Below are 20443 nucleotides of genomic sequence, written 5' to 3'. Positions count from 1 at the left end.
GATGTCTGGGCCCTCCGGCATCCTGTGAGTGCAGCTCGAATTAAGAGTTCTCCACGTGAATTGGATATCAGAACAGGTTCTGCGTCTTGCCGGCTGTTGCCGCCGGTCGATGCAGGTCTGGTCAACAGACTCGCCCGGTGGCCCCTGGTTCGCCTGACGGTGTGTCAGGATCCACTGGCAGCGCTGAGCCACCACAACCCCCACCAGGAGATCAACAACCACCAGGATCAAACCACAGCCAAAGAATATTCTGTTAGGACCCATCAGGGACCAATCGGGCTAACGCCGACGTCCGAATGTGTTGTTGTTAGCGCTGTTCGGGAAATGTAGATTCCATTGATGAATGTCTTAGGCAAGTACGGGACCGGCTTGGCCGTCATCGCCCTGGTAGCGGGTGCCGCCGCACCGGCGAGTGCGAGCCCGCCGCAGACAGGTAGTCCCGACACGGTCACGCTGATCAGCGGTGACCAAGTCACGGTGCACGAGGGAACGGTGAGATTCGTACGTCCGGGAACCGGGCGGGAGTCGGTGGCGTTCTCCCGGTTCGTCGCGGGTGGGCACTCCTATGTCATTCCGTCGGACGCCATGCGACTGGTCGCCGCCGGCCGGCTCGACCGGCGATTATTCGACATCACCGCGCTGCTCGAGTTCGGTTATGACGACGCCCGGCGCGACACCGTGCCGCTGATCGTGACTCATCCGGCCGGCCAGGTGGCGCCCCGGATCAGCGACGCCGCGATGTCCCAGGAACTGCCCAGTATCAACGGGACAGCGGTGGCGGTGGACAAAGCGGATGCGGGCGATGCCTGGGACGCGTTGACCGGTGCGGGAACCATGGCCGCCGGGGTGTCGGCCGTGTGGCTCGACGGTCAACAGCAGGCCACCCTGGACCGTAGTGCGGCGCAGATCGGCGCTCCTACCGCGTGGGATGCCGGCTACACGGGCGAAGGTGTGACGGTCGCGGTGCTCGACACCGGTGTGGACCAGACCCATCCCGACCTCGCCGATCGGGAGGTCGACGAGGAGAACTTCACCGACAGTCCGGACAACGTCGACAGGCGCGGCCACGGCACGCATGTGGCGTCGATCGTGGCCGGTACCGGTGCGAAATCGGGTGGCAGGTACCGCGGCATCGCCCCCGGTGCGTCGGTCATGGACGGAAAGGTGCTCAACGACAGCGGGTTCGGCCAGGACTCGTGGATCATCGCCGGTATGGAGTGGGCGGCCGAGCAGGGCGCCGACGTGGTCAACATGAGTCTCGGCGGCGCGGACACCACCGCCATCGACCCGACAGAGCAGGCGTTGAGCGCCCTGACCGAGCGGTACGGCACGTTGTTCGTGGTCTCCGCCGGCAACGCCGGCCCCATCGGCACGCCGGGCAGCGCTCCCGAGGCGTTGACCGTCGGCGCCGTCGACCACACGGACGCGCTCAGCGACTACTCCAGCCGAGGACCCACCCCGAGGGACGGGGTGATCAAGCCGGACATCACCGCACCGGGCGTGGACATCGTCGCCGCCATGAGCTCCGCCGGCAGCAGCGGACCACCGGTGGCAGACGGCTACACCGCGAAGTCCGGCACCTCCATGGCCAGTCCACACGTCGCGGGCGCCGCCGCGCTGCTGACCCAACAACGCCCTGACCTGACCGCGACGGAGCTCAAGGCTGTGCTGTCGGGCTCGGCCAGGCACAACCCGGCTTACGACGCGTTCGAGCAGGGCGCTGGTCGGGTCGATGTGGCGCGTGCGCTGGCGCAGACGGTCGTGTCCGAACCGGCGTCCCTGCACCTCGGCACTGTGGCCTGGCCGCACGACGACGACACTCCGGTGAGCCGGACGCTCACCTACCGCAACCTGGGCGAGGACCCGGTGACAGTGGACCTCGCCGTCGCGGGCGAGGTGTTCTCGTTGAGTGCGAACCAGATCACCGTGCCCAGCCGAGGTGAGGCGACGGTGACGGTCACCGGCGACACCGCCCTCGGCACGCGCGACGGCCACTACTCCGGCACGGTCATCGCCACGTCGGACGAGTCCGTGGTCCGGACGCCGGTCGTGGTCACCCGCGAGGTGGAGAGCTACGAGCTGACGCTGAACTACACCGACGAGCACGGCGCCCCCACCGCCGACTACCTCACGACACTGATAGACCTGGACAACGGCAAGTGGGTCTTCCCCTACGACGAGGACGGGTCGGCGACGGTTCGCCTGCCCAAGAGCCGCTACTTCGCCGACCACGTCGTGTACACCGAGGAGGGCAGCCACACCAACTGGATCCAGCAGCCGGGTCTCCTGCTGGACCGCGATCTCACGGTCACCGTGGACGCCGCGACCACCAGGCCGATCAACGTCGCCCCACCAGTCGAGGCATCCCTGGAGTACGCCGACGTCGGTGTCCAGTTCGAGACCGGCCCTGGCACGGGCTCCATGATCACCAGCATGTCGGTCCTGGACCTCAGCACCATCTCCACCGCGCGGATCGGCGAGGAGCCGCCAGGACTCGAGACGAACGGCTGGGTCAACACCGGCTGGCTCGGTGCCGACGAGGCGCTCTACCGGCTCGTGTGGTTCTTCGACGAGTTCCCGACCGGGTTCACCAGGATGGTGAGCCGGCACGAGCTGGCCACCGTTCGCTCGACGATCGGCCGGGGGGCGGTGACCGACGGTTCGGCGGAGTTGGAGTGGCTCCCGCAGCCGCTCTCGGGGCCCGCGTACGCTCTCGTCCCCACGGTGGAGTTTCCGCGGTTACCGGGCACCCGCAAGGAGTACCTGACCACCGACGGGGTGCGCTGGGCGCCGTCGGTCTCGCTGCTCGCCTCGGACGCCGGACCGGTCGCCTTCCTTCGCTCGGCGCGGGCGCACGACTACCGACCCGGCCGCACTTACCACGAGCGGTTCAACCATCCGGTGTTCGGTCCCGCCACGCCACCGGCGGAGTTCCCCTGGATGTGGCGGGACGCCAACGGAATCTACGTTGACCTGCCGATGTTCTCCGACGCCGACGACAACGCGAGCTACTCGTCGACCGAGAGCGCGAACACCAGGCTGTACCTGGGCGACGAGTTGGTCGGCGAGACGCCGTTGTGCGCCTCCGGCTACTTCACCGACCTGCCGGCTGGACCGCGGACCTACCGTCTCACCACGGAAGCGACGCGCTCGGAGCTGTTCGACATGACCACGGCGGTGAGTGCCGAGTGGACGTTCACCTCGTCCCAGATGGACGAATCGGGGATCATGCCGATCGAGCTGAACGTGGTCCGGTTCCTGCCAACGCTCGACGCGAACGGCAGGGCCCCGGCCGGTCGCCCCTTCCTCCTGCCGCTACAGGTACGGGACGAGACCGGTGCGACCGTCCGGCCGAGGAAACTGACCGTCGAGGTGTCCTACGACGAGGGTTCGGCCTGGCGCCGAGCGCCGGTCTCGCCGGACCTGGTCGCCAGGCTCGACCATCCGGCCGGGGCGTCGTCAGTCTCCCTGCGGGTGTCGGCGACCGATCAGGACGGCAACACGGTCACGCAGACGGTGATCCGGGCCTACCTGTTGCGGTGATCTCAGCGGCGAGCGGGGCCGGGCGGGCGCGCAGGCGGGGGGCGATCCTGAGCATCAGGGCCGAGGCCGCGAGGCAGTAGGCGGCCATGGCGGCGAGTTGGGTGGGATAGCTGACACCGGTGTCGATCAGGACGCCGCTGAGGGCGGGGCCGACGGCGGAGGCGACGACGAGGACGGCCATGATCACCGAACGGATGGCGCCAAGGTGTGCGGTGCCGTAGATCTCCGGCCAGGTCGCGCCGAACATGGTCAGGGACAGGCCGTTGGTGACCCCGTAGAGGGCCATGAAGGCGAACAGGCCCCACTGGGCGTCCACAGTGGACAGCAATATCAGGCCGCATGCCAACGGGAGCAGGAAGAACGGCACCGCGCGCAGTGCGGTGAGCCGGTCGACCAGGTGGCCGCCGACCACGTTGAACACCACGGTGCTGAGCGCGTAGACCGTGAACGCCGACGCGGTCGCGGCCATCGACCACCCGCGGATCCCGGTGAGGTGGAGCTGGTTGAAGAAGACCGTGTTGCCGATCAGGGCGGGCGCGGCCATGGCCAGGGCCACCAGGTAGAAGCTGGGGTCGCGCAACGCCTGGGCACGCGTCCAGCTCGGCGCGGGTGTGTTGGCGTCGGCACCGGTCTCCTCGGACGCCACACGTTCCCTGCCGAACAGCGCCACGACCGCCCAGCCGAGCAGGAGCACCACACCCGCGACCGGCCACCACACCTGCCGCCAGGCGAGTCCGCCGAGCATGGCGACCACCAGCAGCGGGAACAGGGCCTCGCCGGTGTTCAGGCCGAGGGTGGCCACGGACAACGCCCGGCCGCGTTCGCGGGTGAACCAGCGGGCCATGAGGGTGAACGAGGTGTGGGTCATCATGCCCTGACCGAGGAACCGCAACAGGACCAGCGCGGCGAAGAGCGCCACCACGTGCGCCGACAGCGCCATGGTGACCGCGCCGATGGCCAGCAGGGGTGCGGTGACCAGCACGACCCGGCGCGCGGCGTGGCGGTCGACCAGGTGACCAAACCTGATCATGGACAGCGCGGCCACCAGGGTGGCCGCCGTGTAGACCCCACCGAACTCCCCCTGGGACAGGCGGTACTCCCGGCGCAGGTCGTCGCTGAACAGGGCGATGAAGAAGGTCTGACCGAAGCAGGACAACAGGAACAGCAGGAACCCGCCGGCGAGCGGGCGCTTGTCCGCACGCAGGAAGGCAAGCGTGTTCACTACGGGCGGTCTCCCGCGAGGGGCAGGGCGGAGTAGGCGTGCGAGTTGCGCGCCCAGTCGACGTCGCGGTGGGCGGCCATCATCTGCAGGTCGCGCCAGTGGCGGGCGATGAGGTTGTCGTCGAAGTGCGCGGCGGTGCCGGCTAACCGGACCAGCCGGTGCACCGCCCGTACACACAGCCGGGCGAGGTAGGCGCGGTCGCGCTCGAAGGTGGCGGCTTCGACGGTGGTGAGGGCGCGGCGGTCCAGCCCCGCGGTGTGCAGGATCGTGCTCAGCGACTCGTACAGGAGCCGAGCGCAGGTGAGTTCCGCGGCGCTCTCGGTCAGGCCGTCGCGCTGGGCGGGGCGGGCGGTGGCGGCGAAGGCGTCCAGGGCCGCCTCGGCGCAGCCGAGCAACGGGCCGATGATGAAGCTGTTCATGTAGTTCCGGAACGGCACCTCACCGAGGTAGTCGGCGGGAGCGGTGTCGGCAGACCAGTGCGCGGCGAAGCAGCGGCCCGGCGAGTCGGCCCGGTCGGCTGGGACGAACACCTCGTCCAGGACGATGTCCCGGGAGCCGGTGGCCGCCATGCCCGACACGTGCCAGCCGTCCTCGACGCGCACGTCGGCGACGGGGATCGGCAGCAGCACGCGGTCATCGTCGGACCGGCCGGGATCACACACTCCATTGAGGATGATCCACGCCGAGTGCTCGATCGCGGAGCAGAACCGCCACCGGCCGGTCACGGTGAACCCGTCCCCGCCCCGCACGATGCGGCCGTCGGAAGTGGCCGACGCCGTGGCGACGACCCGCTGGGGACGGTGGGCGAACAGCACGTCGCCCACCCGTCTCGGCAGCCGCCCGGCCATCGCGGCGTGCCCACCGCCGAGGCCGATGACCCAACCGGTGGAGGGACAGACGCGTGCGGCGAGCCGGGCCGCCTCGGTGACGGCGGGCCAGCCGAGTCCCGCGCCGCCGTGGCGCGTCGGCACGGCCAGGGTCAGCAGCCCGGAGTCGAACAGCTCGGCGACGGTGTCGTCGGGCAGGCGGCGCGCCCGCTCCGCGGCGGGTGCCCGGTCCCGCCAGCGGTCCGACAGCGCGGCCACCCGATTCCGGACCTCGGCCAGCGCGGCGCTATCCACGTGCGCCGCCGACCCGCCGGACGACCGGGTCCTCGAAGCAGAACCCGTCCGGGATGTGCGGTGTGCCCGACAGCTCGAGGAACCGGGCGAGCACGCCCTCGTCGTCCGAGGCGACGAACTCGTAGAAGTTGGTGCCGTTCCACAGCAGGTACACGTGACCGAACCGCTCCCCCAGCGCACCGACCAGCTCGTCGAACTCCACCTGGCCCCGCACCATCCGGGTGAGCATCTGCCGCCGCTTGCGCTCGATCTCCTCCTGGCTGAAGTACCGGGCCTTGTGGACCTCGTCCTTGACCCGTTCCCTGCGCTGGTACTCCTCGGGGTCGGGGTGGTCGAGCTTCTCCAGGAAGAAGGCCAGACCGTCGGGCCTGAGCAGGTCGGCGACGTGCGCGAGCTGCGTGGCGCGGTCGCGGCCGTAGAACTGGAACGCCGCGGTCTCGTAGAGGAAGTCCACGCCGTCGCGGAACGGCGCCAGGTCCGCGCGTTCGGCCAGCGTGGCGCGGCTGAGATGGAACAGCGAGTCGGCGAAGTAGCGGGAGCGGGCCGGGTCGGCGTGGCGGTGGAACCACGGCTCGTTCGCCTTGTTGGGCGAGCTGGTCAGCGTGGTGATCAGCTCGCCACCGAAGGCGGCCAGCGTGCGGCCGTTGGTGCCGTCGAAGGCGTCGGCCTCGTAGAAGGTGCTTGGCCGGGCGCGCTCGGCGGTCAGGCGCGCCAGCGCGACCCCCACCCGCGCCATCTCCTCCAGGATGCCGGGGACGCTGGCCAGGAAGTGGTGGAACAGCGGTCCGGCATGGGCGACCATCGCGTCCTGGTAGGCCAGTTCGCGCGGGTCGGCGATGGCGTCGCGGATCGTCGAGCGCACCGGGGTGCGCGGGACCTGGTCGCGGCCGGTGGCCAGCGCCTCGAAGTGGTCGGCGAGCCCGACCATCGACGAGGCCGCCACGTACTCGCGGGTGTCCGGCGAAGTCCCGTCTGATGTCGTCACGTGGCAGATCATCCCTGTCGTCTCAGGTCGCGCCGCAGGGCGCGGCGGTCGGTCTTGCCGGACGGCGTTCGTGGCAGTGCGTCGAGGAACGCGACCGACGCGGGCACCATGTTCCAGTCGAGCCGGTCGGCGCAGTGCGCCACCAGCGCGCCGGCGTCGAGCGCGGAGCCGGCGCGGGCCACCACGCACGCCACCGGGACCTCGCCCTCGCGGTCGTCGGGTGCGGCGACCACGACCGCGTCGAGGACGTCGGGATGCTCCCGCAGCCGGGCCTCGACCTCGTTGGGGTTGACGTTGAACATGCCTCGTTTGAACGTGTCGTCCCGGCGGGCGACCCAGTACAGGTACCCGTCGGGGTCGCGGCGGAACAGGTCACCGGTGAACAGCACCCGGTCCTCGCCGAACAGGCCGGCCCGCAGCACCCGCGCGGTCGGTTCCGGCCTGCGCCAGTAGCCCTGCATGACCAGGTCGCCCGCGACGGCGAGTTCGCCAACCGCGCCGGGTTCCTCGACGAGCTCGCCGTCGTCGCCGACGAGATAGGCCCGGACACCGGGGATCGGCGTGCCGACCGAGGTCGGGCGCCGGTCGATCTCCTCGGGTGCCAGCGCGCAGATCCGCTTGCACTCGCTCATGCCGTACATCGAGTACAGCGCCACGCCCGGCAGAGCGCGGCGCAGTGCGCGGATGTGGTCGACGGGCAGCCGCTGACCGGTGCTGGACAGGTAGCGCAGCGAGGGCACGGCCCGCTCGTCGAGGCCCTCGGCCAGGCGGAGCAGGGCCAGCACGGACGGGAAGCCGTGCACGGCGGTCACGTGCTGCTCGGCGATGAGCCGCACGAGCTGCTCCGGGTGCTCGGGCACGCCCTTGCCGAGCACGACGCGACCACCCACGGCCAGCGGCATCATGATGTTGTAGAAACCGAAGTCCGAGCCGATGGGCACGAAGGTGAGGATCACGTCCTCGGCGGTGATGCCGTGGTAGCCGGTGACCGCCTCGACCGCGGCGATCATGTTGTGGTGGGTGATCGTCACGGCCTTGGGAGCCGCGCTGGAACCCGTTGTGTAGAACAGGGCCGCGAGGTCGCCGCGGACCTCGATGCCCGCGTCTCGGCGAGTGCGCCCGACGGGCCGATGGCGGTGGTGGGCGGGGCCACCGACCCGGATGACGGCGTCGAGATCGGTGTCGGCGAGGAGCCCGGCCGCGTCCTCGGCGCCGTCGGTGACCAGCACGGCCGCGTCCGACTCGTCGATCTGGTGGATGAGCTTCTGACGCGGGAACGTCGGGTGGGTGGTGACCACGCAGCAGCCCGCCCGGAGGATGCCGATCACCGCGGCGACCACGTCCAGTGACAGCTCCGCGTACACCACCACGCGGTCGCCCGGGCGCGTCCCGACGGCCCGCAGCGCGGCCGCGTGCCGCTCGGCCGCGGCGTCGAGCCACCCGTAGGTGGCCTCGGTGCCGTCGAGGGTGACCGCGACCCGGTCTGCGACCTTGGCCGCGTGCTCGTCGAACAACGTGTGAAAATACCTGGGTAGCACGTCATGGCGGTCAGCCGGCATCAGTAGGACGACGCTTCGAGAATATCCAGGGAATGCCGTTCGGTGCCCACGAGCGCGGGGGTAAAGACGCTGACCAGAATCATATTCGCATCCGGGTCCGCCCGCAGGTGGTGCCGGTCGTATTTGTCGAGTGCGTAAAGGGTGCCGGGGGTGATCCGGTGCACCACCCCGGCCATGTCCTCGATTTCCCCGGAACCGGCGACGCAATAGCACGCCTCGAGGTGCGCGCGGTACTCCAGGAAGGACGTGGTCCCGGCCCGCACCACGGTGTGGCAGACCGTGAAGCCCATGCCGTCGGTCGCGGTGAGCAGCCGCATACTGGTGCCGTTACCCCAGTCGACCTCGTATTTCGACCCCGCCAGCTCGGACAGGGATCTGATCAGCACAGAATACCCCCAGGTACTCGTCCTATCGTTCGGCGAGCCCCCGGCACTGGGGTCGACAGGAAGAATTATTCGGTGACCTGACAGCCCTGTCAAGGGATTCGGGTCCGGCTGTCGATCAGCCGCCGGTCAACCGCGGTCCCGGCGGTGGCCGGGCGCGTGCGGGTACGTGGGAATGTGTGCGTGGCGGGTCACAGCCGAGCCTGCCACCGTTGCCGGAGCGCAGAGTAGTCATGGTCCGGAAACGCGGTCGGAAAGGTGTCGAACATGGTTTCCAGCATGCTGGCGGGCGTGTTCAGCTCAGCGGCACCGAGCTGAACATCGGCAAAGAGGTACTGCCAGCCGGTGGTGCCCTTCGTGAGCAAAACCGTGTCGAGGTACTCGGCGTAGCCGAGATCGAGTCGGTGGATGCGGTGCAGTCCCGCATCGTAGAACCACACCTCCGGCGCGGAACCCTCGACGAGACGTAGACCGGCGATATCTCCCGAGCCGCCCTGCGGTGCGGTATCGATGACACGCAGGGAGCCGAGGACATTCTTGTCCGACGCGGGCATGGTCCAGTCATCAGGCGGAAAGGAGGCCCTGTTGATCGCCAGGTGGATGTGGTTGAGGCAGAATTCACCGACCATGAGCGGGCCACTGTCCGAGCGCCAGACGGCATGCATCCGATCCGGTGCGAAGAAGTTTCTCCGCAGTGGCTCGGCATCGATACCGTGTTTTTCCGTGAGGTCGGTGAGGACCGGCTCCGCCACGCCTCTCCAGGTGTCGACCGGGGCGACCTGGGAGTAGTTGAGCTCGAGGTTTTCGGCGCGGTCGATCTCCTCGATGGCACTCCTGCAGCGGGTCTCGTAAGATCGGTACGCATTCATGACATTTCACTTTCCGCGAGAGTCCGTCGTGACTCGGTTCCCTGGTCGAAACCGTGGCGGGCGGCCGGCCGCGCGCCAGCCTATCGGGCTGGACAGCGAGCCGAGCCATGAGCTGGTTCGACATGGTTCCCACAGCGGGCCGATCTCGATACAGTCGACGTGGGAGCGCTCCCAAACCGGGTCCGAGTTCCTCACCGAGGAGGACATGTGGCAGTGAAGCCTCGAAGGATCGCCATGGTCATGGCCGTCCTGGCCCTGACAGTGCCGAGCGTCGCCAACGCCTCCGCCGCGACCATCGACGGGCCATGTCCCGAGGGACCCTTCGACCCTCCGCTGCCCTCCCCGAACCCGACCGCGACCAAGATCGCGGACGGGTTCAACTTCCTGGAGGGCCCGACCTGGGACGCCGCGACGCAGACCCTGTTGCTGTCCAACATGTACGACGGCACCGGCTCGCAGAACGTCCAGCCCGCCGACATCCTGCGGTTCACCCCGGCGACGGGCACCTTCACCACGTTCATCGAGGACGCGGGCAGCAACGGGTTGGCGATCAGCCGGGACGGCACCTCCGTTGTCGCGGCGACCCATGACCAGCGCAGCCTGTCCTCGTACGACCTGACGACCGGCCAGCGGTCGACGATCGCGGCGAACTACCAGGGACTCCTGTTCAACTCGCCCAACGATGTCACCGTGGCCGCGAACGGAACGGTCTACTTCACCGATCCGAACTTCCAGCGCGCGAACCGTCCGGACCAGATGTCCGGCAGGACCGGCGTCTTCCGCACCACCAACGGTGTCACCACGCTGATCGACGACACGATCCGCCAGCCGAACGGAATCGAGCTGTCCCCGGACGGCGGAACCCTTTATGTCGGCGGCAACGCCTCCGGCAGGATCTACCAGTATCCCGTCAACGCGGACGGCAGCACCGGGCCACGCAGCGACTTCGCGGCACTCGACGGCACCGACGGCGGCACGGTCGACTGCGCCGGGAACGTCTACCAGGCCACCTTCGGCGACGGGCAGGTCCACGTGTTCTCACCGGCCGGTCAGCCCCTCGGCACGATCTCGGCCGGCCGCGCCGCCACCAACGTTGCGTTCGGTGGCCCCGACCGGACCACCCTGTACATCACGTCGGGAACGCCGTCCAGCGGTGGCAACACCGGGAACTTCGGGCTTTACCGCATCGAGCTGAACGTTCCCGGCTGGCCTTACTGAACTCCGTTCCGCTGCCTGGTAACCGGCAACCGCGGTAGCGGCCGAACAGAGCATTGACCGTGGCGTCTCGTCCACCATGCTTGGAGAAGGTTGAAATTTCACACTCTTCTGAGGGCGGACTGATGCGGCTCTTCCGGATGAGATCCACGGTGGCCAGGCTGACCACGATCGCTGTCCTCGTCGGCCTGGCGGGCACGGTCACCACAGCGACGACCGCGGCGGCCCAGTCCGCCGCGCCGATCGCCCCCGAGCTCGTCGCCATGGTCGACGACACGGCCGATGGCGAGCCGGTCCAGGCGCTGGTGATGTTGTCCGACACCACCGAGCACGACGGCGGCTACGACGCCGTCATGGACTCGCTGCGCCGGCACGCGGCCGACAGCCAGGCCGAGGTCGTGGCGCACCTCGAGGCCAGCGACGACATCAGGGTGCTGAACCGGTTGTGGCTCACCAACATGCTCGTCGTCGAGTTCCCGGCCGATCAGGAAACCCTTGACACGCTTGCCGAAACCTCCGGTGTCGAGCGCGTGATCCCCAACTTCGAGCTGACCCTGCCGGACGTGACGGCGTCCGAGGACGTCACCGCACAGGCGCTGACCTGGGGGCTGGACAAGATCGAGGCCGCGCGGGCCTGGCAGGACCTCGGCGTCACCGGCACCAACACCAAGATCGCGGTGTTGGACACGGGCGTGGCGATCAACCATCCCGACCTGGCCGGCAAGATGTTCACCACCAACGCCCGCGACCCCAAACACCCCGGCGGCTGGGCGGAGTTCGACAACACCGGGCGGCGGGTCGACACCCTGCCTCGGGACACGGCGGCGCACGGCACGCACGTGACCGGCACCGTGGTCGGCGGCGACACCTCGGGCACCGCGATCGGCGTCGCACCTGACGCGAAGTACCTGCACGGCCTGATCATCCCCAACGGCCGCGGCTCGTTCGCGCAGGTCATGGCCGGCATGCAGTGGTCCGTCGCACCGACCGACATCAATGGCAAACCGGCGGGCTCACCGCCGGACGTCGTGTCGATGTCGTTGGGCAGCAACGGTTTCCTCGACGAGATGATCGCGCCGACACGCGCCATCCTGGCCGCGGGCATCGTCCCGGTCATCGCCATCGGGAACAACTGTGGCACTGCGGGCACCGCGAGCCCCGGCAACGTGTACGAGGCGGTCGCCGTCGGCGCCACGGACTCGTCGGACAACGTCGCCTCGTTCTCCTGTGGCGCCGTGGTTCGCAAGGACCAGTGGACCGCACCGCCGAGCGACTGGCCGGACACCTGGGTCAAGCCCAACATCTCCGCGCCCGGGGTCGACGTGTACTCCGCCGACCCGGGTGGCGGGTACGGCACGCTCTCCGGCACCTCGATGGCCACCCCGCACACCGCGGGCACGGCCGCGCTGATGCGCTCCGCCGCGCCCGACCTGTCCGTCGACGAGCTGTTCGCCGCGCTCGCCGGCACGTCGTTCTGGGACGACCGCAACTCGCCGGACCGGCCGGACACCCGGTTCGGGCACGGCCGGATCAACGCCTACGAGGCCACCGCGCGGGTCGTGGTGCGCTCCGGGATCACCGGCACGGTCACCGCGGGCGCCACCGGCGCTCCGGTCGGCGACGCGACGGTCGTCGTCTCGCCGGGCAACCGCACGGTGACCACCAACGCGGACGGCACGTTCAGCGCCCGCCTCGCGCCGGGCGCCTACAAACTGGCGGTGTCCGCGTTCGGCTTCGAGAACGCGGCGGTGTCCGACGTGGTCGTCCAGGAGAACTCCTTCGCGCCGGTCGCCGTCCCGCTCCAGTATGTCCCCAGTGGACAGTTGACCGGCACCGTGGAGTTCACCGAGTCCGGCCACGGTGTGCCGGGCGCGACCGTCCGCGTCCTCGGCGTGCCACGGGACATCTCCGCGACCACCGGCGCGGACGGGCGGTACACGATCCCACTCGTCCCGGCTGGCACCTACTCCGTCGAGGTCGACCACCCGTCCTTCGCCGCACCGGACCCGAGCGCGGTCACCGTCACCGCCGACGAGTCGACCACGGTGAACTTCGCCCTTGGCCAGCGACCGCCGTCGGTGGCCGTCGTGGCCAGCGCCGAGTCCGACGCCCAGGAGTACCTGGACCACGTGTTCACCCCGGCGGGCATCCCGGCGACCGTCTACTCCTACGACCAGCTCGAGCGGGCCGCACGACACCCCGTCGTGGTGATCGGTTACAACACCAGCGGGGGCAACTACAACGCGGCGCGGTTCCAGGCGATGCTGGATGCCACCGACGAGAGTGGCGCGGGGGTGCTCTTCCTCGACCACGCCACCGGCACCCTCAACGGCGTTGGCCAGCTGTCCAGGCACACCGGCCAGCCAGAGGGAACCTGGTCGACCGCGGGCTGGATCGACGGCGAGGACCTGCGCTACGAGGTCACCGAGGCACACCCCATCTTCGGGGACCGCGAGGTCGGCGACCTCGTGATGCTGGCCCCGGCCGACTCGCCACTGCCGAAATGGGCCGCCTGGTTCGCCGGCTACGAGGGCGACGGCCGGCGGATCATCGGCGCGTTGGGCCGCAACACCGGCATCGCCGGCGGCGGTGTCGCCATCGACCAACGCGCCAACAACCGGCACGTACTGCTGTCCATGCACGGGGCCGACCCCGCCTCCTGGACGCCCGACGCGAAGGAGATCTTCCACAACGCGATCGACTGGGCGGCACCCGAACCGCCCGCCGGCGCGCCGCACTTCGCCCCGTACGACCTGACCGTCAGCCAGGAGGCCGTTCAGGTCGGCGAGCCGGTCGACGTCACGGTGCGGGTGACGAACGTCGGCAGTTCGGCCGGCACGTACGACGCCGAGCTGACGGTCCGCGGCGAGCCGTTCGCGGTCACCCCGGTGACGTTGGCCGCGGGCGCGTCGACCACCGTGCGCTGGACGATCACGCCTGATTCCGTTGGCACGTACCCGCTCACCGTCGGGCACCTGTCGAGCTCGTTCCGGGTCCAGGCCTCGGTCGTCACCCGCCCGGCGGCACTCAAGCCGCTGGCCGGGGCGACCCGGGCCGGTCCATCCTGACCCGGGCGCGCCTCGGCGGATCAGGTCAGCCGATCGGCTGAGCCACGATCATCTGGAACCGCTCGAAGGTCAGCCGCACGGTGTTGTGCCGGGCATCGACGATGCCGAGCGGGGCGTCGGTGACGGGGTCGGTCAGGCGGTACCGGCCCCGGCCGAGGCCGCGCAGCTCGACCGTCCCGTCCCAGCGGTCGGCGTAGAAGGCGTAGTGCAGGGTGTTGTTCTTGGCGATGACGTGCGTCTCTGGCTTGTCGAAACCGATGTCGTACAGCTCGCCCCGGTACTGGCCGGTGGACAGCATGTTCTTCTGGTACAGGCCGATCCAGGTGCGCCAGCGAACCTCCTTCTCCGGGGTGAGCACGTACGGGTCGTCCGGCGAGGCCTGGGGGTAGGTGAACTTGGTCGACAACACCGCGCCCACGCCGTAGCTGGACGCGAAGTCGTCGCCGCCGTCGCTGAGCTCGACGTGGTCGCCCGCATAGCTGCTGCCAGGACCCATCAGCGCCTTCATGGTCTTGCCCTTGGTGCGGACCTGGTAGGACGACAACGGGTCCGAGGACGGGTACTGGTCGACGTAGGGCAGGTTGTGGAAGGCGAAGGCCGTGCCACACGGGCACAGCTCCACGACGGCGTCGCGGTTCGCCTTGTGCACGGCCTCGTACACCGCCTTCCAGAACCGCGCCACGCCTTCGGTCGACTCCTCGGGGCGGGCGTGCCCGTGCGCCGGGTTGTGGCAGGGCAGGACGGCATTGAGGTGCTGGCCGTCGATCTTGAGCCCTTCGTAGCCCCAGTCGCGGATGAACTTCCTTGCCTGCCCGACGAAGTAGTCCACGGTTGGCTGGTAGGCCGGGCACAGCGTGTAGGCGTCCCACCAGGTGACGTCCTGCTTGTTGCCGTCCTGGTCCAGCAACAGCATGTCGGGGCGTTGCCGGTACAGGTTGCTCTCGGGATCGGCAGCCAGCGGCGCCCACCACAGTCGCGGCCGCAGCCCCGCGTCCCGGATCTGCTTGGTGAACGCCCGCATGTCCGCTTCGCCGCGCGGGAACTTCTCGACGTTGATGTCCCAGTCGCCCTCGTTGGTCTGCCAGCCGTCGTCCAGGACCGCCCACTTGAGACCGACCTCGACCACCTTGGGCAGCGTGCCAACGATCTGCTCGACGGTGAACCCGCGTTCGTAGCCCCAGGCGCACCAGATGGGCTCGACCGCGGCGGCCGGCGTCGCGGGGGCGCGCTGGCCGAGGTCACCCAGGTAGGCCCGATAGCGTTGCAGCGGCACGAAATGGTCGCGCTCGTGGGCGGTCAGGAACGTGCTGTCGGTGGTCAACTGACCGCCCGGCCGCAGGGCGACGGGGGTGTCGCCCTCGACGGCGATGCGCGCACCGCCAGCCGTTCTGCGCACGGGCAGGCGCAGGATCCTGGCGACGGGCTCGACGTGGCCGACGGACAGACCGGCGCCCCGGCGCCAGACGGTCGCCAGCGGAGTGCCGCCGCCGTAGTCGGAGGCGTCCATCCCCAGCGAGTTCTCCTGCGCGAACCCGTCGGGCATCGGCTGTACCCAGTCCCGGCGGTCCTCGTGGGTGGTGCCGGAGAAGGTGTGGAAACCGTCCGGTGCGTCCAGCAGCTCGTGGGCGCCGTTGCGCCACCCGGTGACGTCCAGCACGGCACCGGACCGGTTGGTGTAGGTCACCTTCATGACCACCATCCCGGCGAGCCGCCGGAAGGAGGTCAGCTCGACGGTCTTGCGCACGCCCGCCTCGGCGTCGCCCCGGATCGTCACCCGGACGCCCGCGCCGTGCCGGGGGTGCCAGGTCTCGCGGGTCCGGTGGTCGCGGTAGGCGAACGTGTCGATCGTCCGGTCGCCGAGCAGCAGGACCTCGCTCGCGTCGAACCGGGTGACCCCGTTGCCCAGCAAGGACACCCGGCTGCGCAGCTGGTCGTCGAACTCCACCGTGATGGACGGGTCGCCCACCCCGACGAGGTGGGGTCCGCGGCCGCGCTTCGGGGTGGCCGCCGCCGTGCCGCCGCCGGCCAGCGCGGGCACGGCGGCCAGGCCGGCACCTCCCAGCGCCACCTTCAGTACGGTTCGCCGCTTCATGTCGGTCATGTCGAACTCCCCTTCGTCGCGGGTTCGGGCGTCAGGATCGGTCGGTGGGCAGCGCGGAACCCTTCGTGGGACCGGCGCCGCTCGTGACCGCGGTGCCGGTGTCGGCCTCGTCCGTGTAGACCATGAGGGTCGAGCCGCCGATGGCCAGGACGATGCCGATGAACCCGTACACCGACGGCACGGTCTGGTAGACGATCAGCGAGAGGATGATCGTGAGGACGGGCGCGAGCGCGTTGGTCACCGGCGCGACGATGCTGGCCTTGCCCCGGGACAGGGCCATCACCAGGAACAGTGCGCCGACGGCGTTGAGCAGCTGGGTGCCGAGCGTGAGGGCCGGGGCCTGCCATGGCGCGTCGCCGGGGAAGTCCCCCATCATGAACCACGCCACCGGCACGAGCAGCAGCCCGCTGATGGTCATCCACGCGAAGGTCGTCGCGTCGGGCACGCCGACGGTGGCGGCCTTCTTCATGTAGTAGGCCTGGACACCCCACGCGACCATGACGATCAGCGCCAGGATCAGCCACGGTCCGGTGGCGGCGTCACCCGCATCGCCGCTGACGCTGAACAGGACGACGGAGGCGAGCGCGGCGACCACGCCGACTGTCGCGAGTGGACGGATGCGTTCCCGCAGGATCGCCACCGCCATCAACACGGTGATCGCGGGCGAGATCGAGATGAGCGGAAAGATCAGGTACGCGGGGCCGATGGTGAGGGCCTTGAACAGCACGAGCTGGCCGCCTGCTCCGGTGAGGCCGACGACGAGGCCGTAGGCCGCCGCGACGGGCCGCCGGTCGAACCGCTGACCGCGCATGGCGACCACGGCCGGGATGATCATCGTGAACGCCCACAGGATGTACACCATCTCGTTGGGATAGTCGTACAACGAGGTCGGCGCGCCCGAGAACGCTCCCCACACTCCCCAGAACAGCACGAGCAGTCCGGCGTAGGGGATCCAGCGGTTGCCACCGCGGGTCCTGGTGGGGTCAGGCATCGTCGCCTCCTTGGGGAACGGTGGTCGCACGGGTCCGCAGCCGGTCGACGGCTTCGGTGCGCAGAGGCCGGCCGGACAGCCGGGCCGCGTACAGCGCGGCGCCAAGGACCGGCGGGAGCAGCGGGAGGCGCAGGTCCACCGGTGCGCCATCGAGGCGGTCGCGGAACGCCGCGCGCACCTGCTCGCTGGTGAACACGCCGCCCGACCACGACACCGGGACGATCTCACCGGGTGCGTAGCCGAGCCGGTCGATGGTGGCCAGCACGAGCTCCGCCAGCCGCAGGCCCGCCTCGCGGAGGATCGCGACGCACGCGGTGTCGCCCTCGGCCGCGGCCGAGGTGACGACCCTGGCCAGCGCCGCCACCTTCATCCGGTCGCCCTGCCACCGGTTGAGCACCACGTCGACGAGGTCGAGGTCGGTGGCGAGCCCGAGGTCGGCGGTCAGGTGCGCGCGCAGCGGCCCGGCGGGCAGCCTGCCGTCGGACATCCGCGCGAACGCGTTCAGCCCGCGGATCGCGATCCAGTAGGCCGAGCCCTCGTCGTCGAACAGCTCGCCCCAACCGCCGACGCGCAGCCCACGGCCGGCGCGCTCGCCGTAGGTCATGGATCCGGTCCCGGCGATCACGTTGACGCCGTCGACGGCACCGAGCGACCCGGCCCAGCCGGCGACCATGTCGTTGTCGCAGCGGTAGCGCTGGTGGCCGAACACCCGGCCCGGGATCGCGTTCAGCGTCTCGAGGTCGGCGCTCACCTCGCCGTAGCCGGGGAGCGCGACGAACGCGTGGCCGATGTCGGCCGGGGCGATGCCGGCCTGCCCGCACACCGACGCGACGCCGGCGCGCAGGACCTCCTCGACCAGGTCGACGCTGTGCCCGAGGTAGTAGCTGCTCGGGGCGAGCGCGGTGGCGAGCAGCTCGCCGTCCCCGGTCAGCAGCGCGAACGCGGTCTTGGTTCCGCCGCCGTCCACGCCGAGGAACACGCCTGCGTCAGTCGTCGAGGGCATGGATCGTGACTCCCTTCACCACCCGGTTCACCTCGTTGGCCGGGAACGGGTTGTCCGGGTCGAGCCCGAGCGCGCGCGAGGTGGCCAGGGCGACGTGCTGGGCGGCCAGCAGGAGCACCGGCGCGACGGTGGCGTCGAGCAGGTGCCCGAGGCCGGGGAAGGACCAGGTCTCCTCCTCGGCGTCGTCCCGGCAGCCGATGGTGATCACCTGCCCGTCGGGCAGGGTCGCGCGGAGCTCGCGGGCGATGTCGAGGTCGTAGCGGCGCGTGTAGGGGTCGTTGGACAGGTAGACGATGGCCACCGTGGTGTCGTCGAGCACGGACTTGGGGCCGTGCCGGAACCCCATCGACGACTCGAAGTAGCTCACCACCCGGCCCGCCGTCAGCTCGAGCAGCTTCAACGCGGACTCGCGGGCGAGCCCGGCCAGCGCGCCGCTGCCGAGGTAGACGAACCGGTCCGCGCCGTGCTCGGCCAGTACCCGCGCCCGCTTGGCCAGCTCCGGCAGGGCGGCCGCGGCGACCTCGGCGAGCAGCGCGACGTCCGGACGCGCGCCCAGCACGGTCAGCGCGGCCAGCATCATGCTGGTGACGCTGGAGGTCATGGCGAAGGCGCGGTCGTTGGTGCCGTCGGGCATCAGCACGGCGAGGCTGCGGTCTCCGCCGGTCGTCCGGTACAGCCGCCCGTCCGGGTTGCAGGTGAGGACCAGCTGCCAGGACTCGGTCAGCACCTCGTCGGCGAGCTGGATCGCGGCCAGCGACTCGGGACTGTCGCCGGAGCGCGCGAAGGAGACGAGCAGCGTCGGGGTGTCCTCGGCCAGGTGCTCGCGGGGGTTGCTCACCAGGTCCGTGGTGGCGACCGCGTCCACCCGGCGGCGCAGCGCCCGCGACAGCCCGGGGGCGAGGATCTGTCCGGCGAACGCCGACGTGCCGGCGCCGGTGAGCACGATCCGCAGGTCGTCGCGGGCCAGCAGGGGCGCGAGGAACGCGTCGATCCGCTGCCTGTCCCCGGTCAGGGAGTCCGCGAGCGTGCGCCAGACCGCCGGCTGCTGGGCGATCTCGCGAGCGGTCCACCGGTCCCCGGTCATGCCGCGGCCGCCCGCTCGCCGCACGCGTAGGCGTAGTCGCGCAGCACGTCGCGGACGTGGTCGATGGCCAGTGCGCGCGCCGACCGCGACAGCTCGCCGGTGCGCACCCGCCGGTACTGGCCGGGGAGGTGCTGGCTCAGCAGTGGCAGCGGAATGCCGGTCGTGTCGAGGTTGTGGAACAGCCGCGCCACCGCCGAGGAGACCGTCGGCCGCGGCCAGTAGTACCGCGACCGGTCGCTGTAGCTGTAGCGGCGGGCCAGCCGTTGCTGAGCGGGATCGCCGTCGTGGTACCCCGCCCACCACACGGGGTCGGCCACCATGGCCGCCTCCAGCGCGTCCCCGAGGCGCGACCGCTCCGTGCCGGGGACCAGCTCCTCCTCGATCGCCGCCAACGCGAACAACGCCTCCCGCAGCGCGAACGTCAGCCCCGGGCCCACCTTGAGGACGGCCCAGTGGTCGCGCACCAACCGGGCCAGCGCGTCGCGGGTCTGGTAGTCGGTGGAGTGCGCCTCGAACACGAGACCGGGGTACTCGGTGACCACCTCGCTCAGGCTCCATGCCGCTGCCGGCGCGTAGTCGAACACCTGGACGTGGTCGAACTCGACGCCCGGCTGCACCACGAGCGCGAGCACCCGCTCCCACGCCTGGCCGACGCCGGCTTCCGCGAACGCCGCACGGTGCTCGGCCACCGTCGCCCGCGCGGCCACCGGGGTGGTCGGGGTGAGTGACTCGATCGTCTCCCGCGCCCCGCCGGGCGCCGGGACCTCGGTGCCGATCACGTAGCCGAGGTCGGCGGGCACGTCGGCGGACAGGTCGGCGGCCGTCTTCTCGGCCACCAGGGCGAGCCGGGCGGCCCGCTCGGCGACCAGGGTGCCGGGAAGCGGGACCGGGTCGCCAGCGCAGGCCGTGCCGCAGTCCAGGTGGATCTTGGTGAACCCGGCCTGGACGTAGGCCGCCACCAGGACCTCGGCCCGGTCCATGGCCTCCGCCTGCCCGAGATCTCGCCAGCGCTGCGGTCCCAGGTGGTCCCCGCCGAGGGTGACCCGCGCGCGCGGCAAGCCCACCCCGTCGGTGATCCCGTGCACCAGCGCGGCGAAGTCGGCCGGCCGCATACCGGTGTAGCCGCCGTACTGGTCCACCTGGTTGGACGTCGCCTCGACCAGCAACACGCCGTCATCGGCCATCGCCTGGATGGCGGCCGCCTCGATGACCAGGGGATGCGCCGAACACACGGAGGTCACGCCGACGGCCGTGCCGGCGCGGTGCCTGGCGAGCCGTTCGCGCAGTGAAGTCATGTCG

General features: G+C 70.3%; 14 protein-coding genes. 3 read left to right on the top strand and 11 right to left on the bottom strand.

The window, feature by feature from the left end; all coding sequences use genetic code 11:
* The first annotated feature begins 492 nt into the window (after positions 1–492).
* On the top strand, positions 493–3543 hold the full coding sequence (locus tag ACYVIP_RS12630; RefSeq protein ID WP_460395516.1) for a S8 family peptidase: 3051 nt from the start codon (positions 493–495) through the stop codon (positions 3541–3543).
* Here the strand turns inward: ACYVIP_RS12630 and ACYVIP_RS12625 are convergent.
* The 6 genes from ACYVIP_RS12625 to ACYVIP_RS12600 form a co-directional block, all read right to left on the bottom strand.
* On the bottom strand, positions 3506–4765 hold the full coding sequence (locus ACYVIP_RS12625) for an MFS transporter (protein ID WP_460395514.1): 1260 nt from the start codon (positions 4763–4765) through the stop codon (positions 3506–3508). The genes ACYVIP_RS12630 and ACYVIP_RS12625 overlap by 38 nt on opposite strands.
* On the bottom strand, positions 4765–5886 hold the full coding sequence (locus ACYVIP_RS12620; RefSeq protein WP_460395512.1) for an acyl-CoA dehydrogenase family protein: 1122 nt from the start codon (positions 5884–5886) through the stop codon (positions 4765–4767). Before ACYVIP_RS12620 ends, ACYVIP_RS12625 begins: the two co-directional genes overlap by 1 nt.
* Entirely contained in the window at positions 5879–6871 is a 993-nt protein-coding gene (locus ACYVIP_RS12615; protein WP_460395510.1) for a hypothetical protein, read from the bottom strand. Before ACYVIP_RS12615 ends, ACYVIP_RS12620 begins: the two co-directional genes overlap by 8 nt.
* 8 nt (positions 6872–6879) lie before the next feature.
* The gene (locus tag ACYVIP_RS12610) at positions 6880–8385 is read right to left on the bottom strand and encodes a class I adenylate-forming enzyme family protein (RefSeq protein WP_460395508.1); all 1506 of its coding nucleotides are present in this window, start codon (positions 8383–8385) and stop codon (positions 6880–6882) included.
* A 44-nt stretch (positions 8386–8429) separates the two neighbouring features.
* Entirely contained in the window at positions 8430–8816 is a 387-nt protein-coding gene (locus ACYVIP_RS12605) for an ectoine synthase (protein WP_460395506.1), read from the bottom strand.
* Between the two features lie 188 nt (positions 8817–9004).
* Positions 9005–9682 carry a hypothetical protein gene (locus ACYVIP_RS12600; protein ID WP_460395504.1) on the bottom strand — a complete coding sequence of 226 codons (678 nt, stop codon included), beginning with the start codon at positions 9680–9682 and terminating at the stop codon, positions 9005–9007.
* 240 nt (positions 9683–9922) lie between these two features.
* Here ACYVIP_RS12600 and ACYVIP_RS12595 point away from each other — a divergent pair, with 240 nt between their 5' ends.
* Positions 9923–10900, top strand: coding sequence for an SMP-30/gluconolactonase/LRE family protein (locus ACYVIP_RS12595; RefSeq protein WP_460395502.1), 978 nt, complete (start codon positions 9923–9925; stop codon positions 10898–10900).
* A gap of 137 nt (positions 10901–11037) precedes the next feature.
* On the top strand, positions 11038–13965 hold the full coding sequence (locus ACYVIP_RS12590) for a S8 family serine peptidase (protein ID WP_460395500.1): 2928 nt from the start codon (positions 11038–11040) through the stop codon (positions 13963–13965).
* A 25-nt stretch (positions 13966–13990) separates the two neighbouring features.
* Here the strand turns inward: ACYVIP_RS12590 and ACYVIP_RS12585 are convergent, their stop codons facing one another.
* Genes ACYVIP_RS12585 through ACYVIP_RS12565 form a run of 5 tightly spaced genes read right to left on the bottom strand, consistent with a single transcriptional unit; the run spans position 13991 to position 20439 of the window.
* Positions 13991–16066 (bottom strand): glycoside hydrolase family 36 protein, encoded by a 2076-nt coding sequence (locus ACYVIP_RS12585; protein ID WP_460395498.1) that lies wholly within the window; start codon positions 16064–16066, stop codon positions 13991–13993.
* Between the two features lie 31 nt (positions 16067–16097).
* Complete coding sequence (locus tag ACYVIP_RS12580; RefSeq protein WP_460395496.1) at positions 16098–17057, bottom strand: DMT family transporter; 960 nt, start codon at positions 17055–17057, stop codon at positions 16098–16100.
* Positions 17050–18060 (bottom strand): N-acetylglucosamine kinase, encoded by a 1011-nt coding sequence (locus ACYVIP_RS12575; protein WP_460395494.1) that lies wholly within the window; start codon positions 18058–18060, stop codon positions 17050–17052. The genes ACYVIP_RS12580 and ACYVIP_RS12575 overlap by 8 nt, the downstream gene beginning before the upstream one ends.
* Positions 18044–19144, bottom strand: a complete 1101-nt coding sequence (locus ACYVIP_RS12570; protein ID WP_460395492.1) for an SIS domain-containing protein — start codon at positions 19142–19144, stop codon at positions 18044–18046. Before ACYVIP_RS12570 ends, ACYVIP_RS12575 begins: the two co-directional genes overlap by 17 nt.
* Positions 19141–20439 (bottom strand): D-tagatose-bisphosphate aldolase, class II, non-catalytic subunit, encoded by a 1299-nt coding sequence (locus ACYVIP_RS12565; RefSeq protein WP_460395490.1) that lies wholly within the window; start codon positions 20437–20439, stop codon positions 19141–19143. The genes ACYVIP_RS12570 and ACYVIP_RS12565 overlap by 4 nt, the downstream gene beginning before the upstream one ends.
* Between the last annotated feature and the right edge of the window lie 4 nt (positions 20440–20443).

Source organism: Actinophytocola sediminis (assembly GCF_054779715.1).
This window is presented reverse-complemented; position numbering and strand designations above follow the sequence as displayed.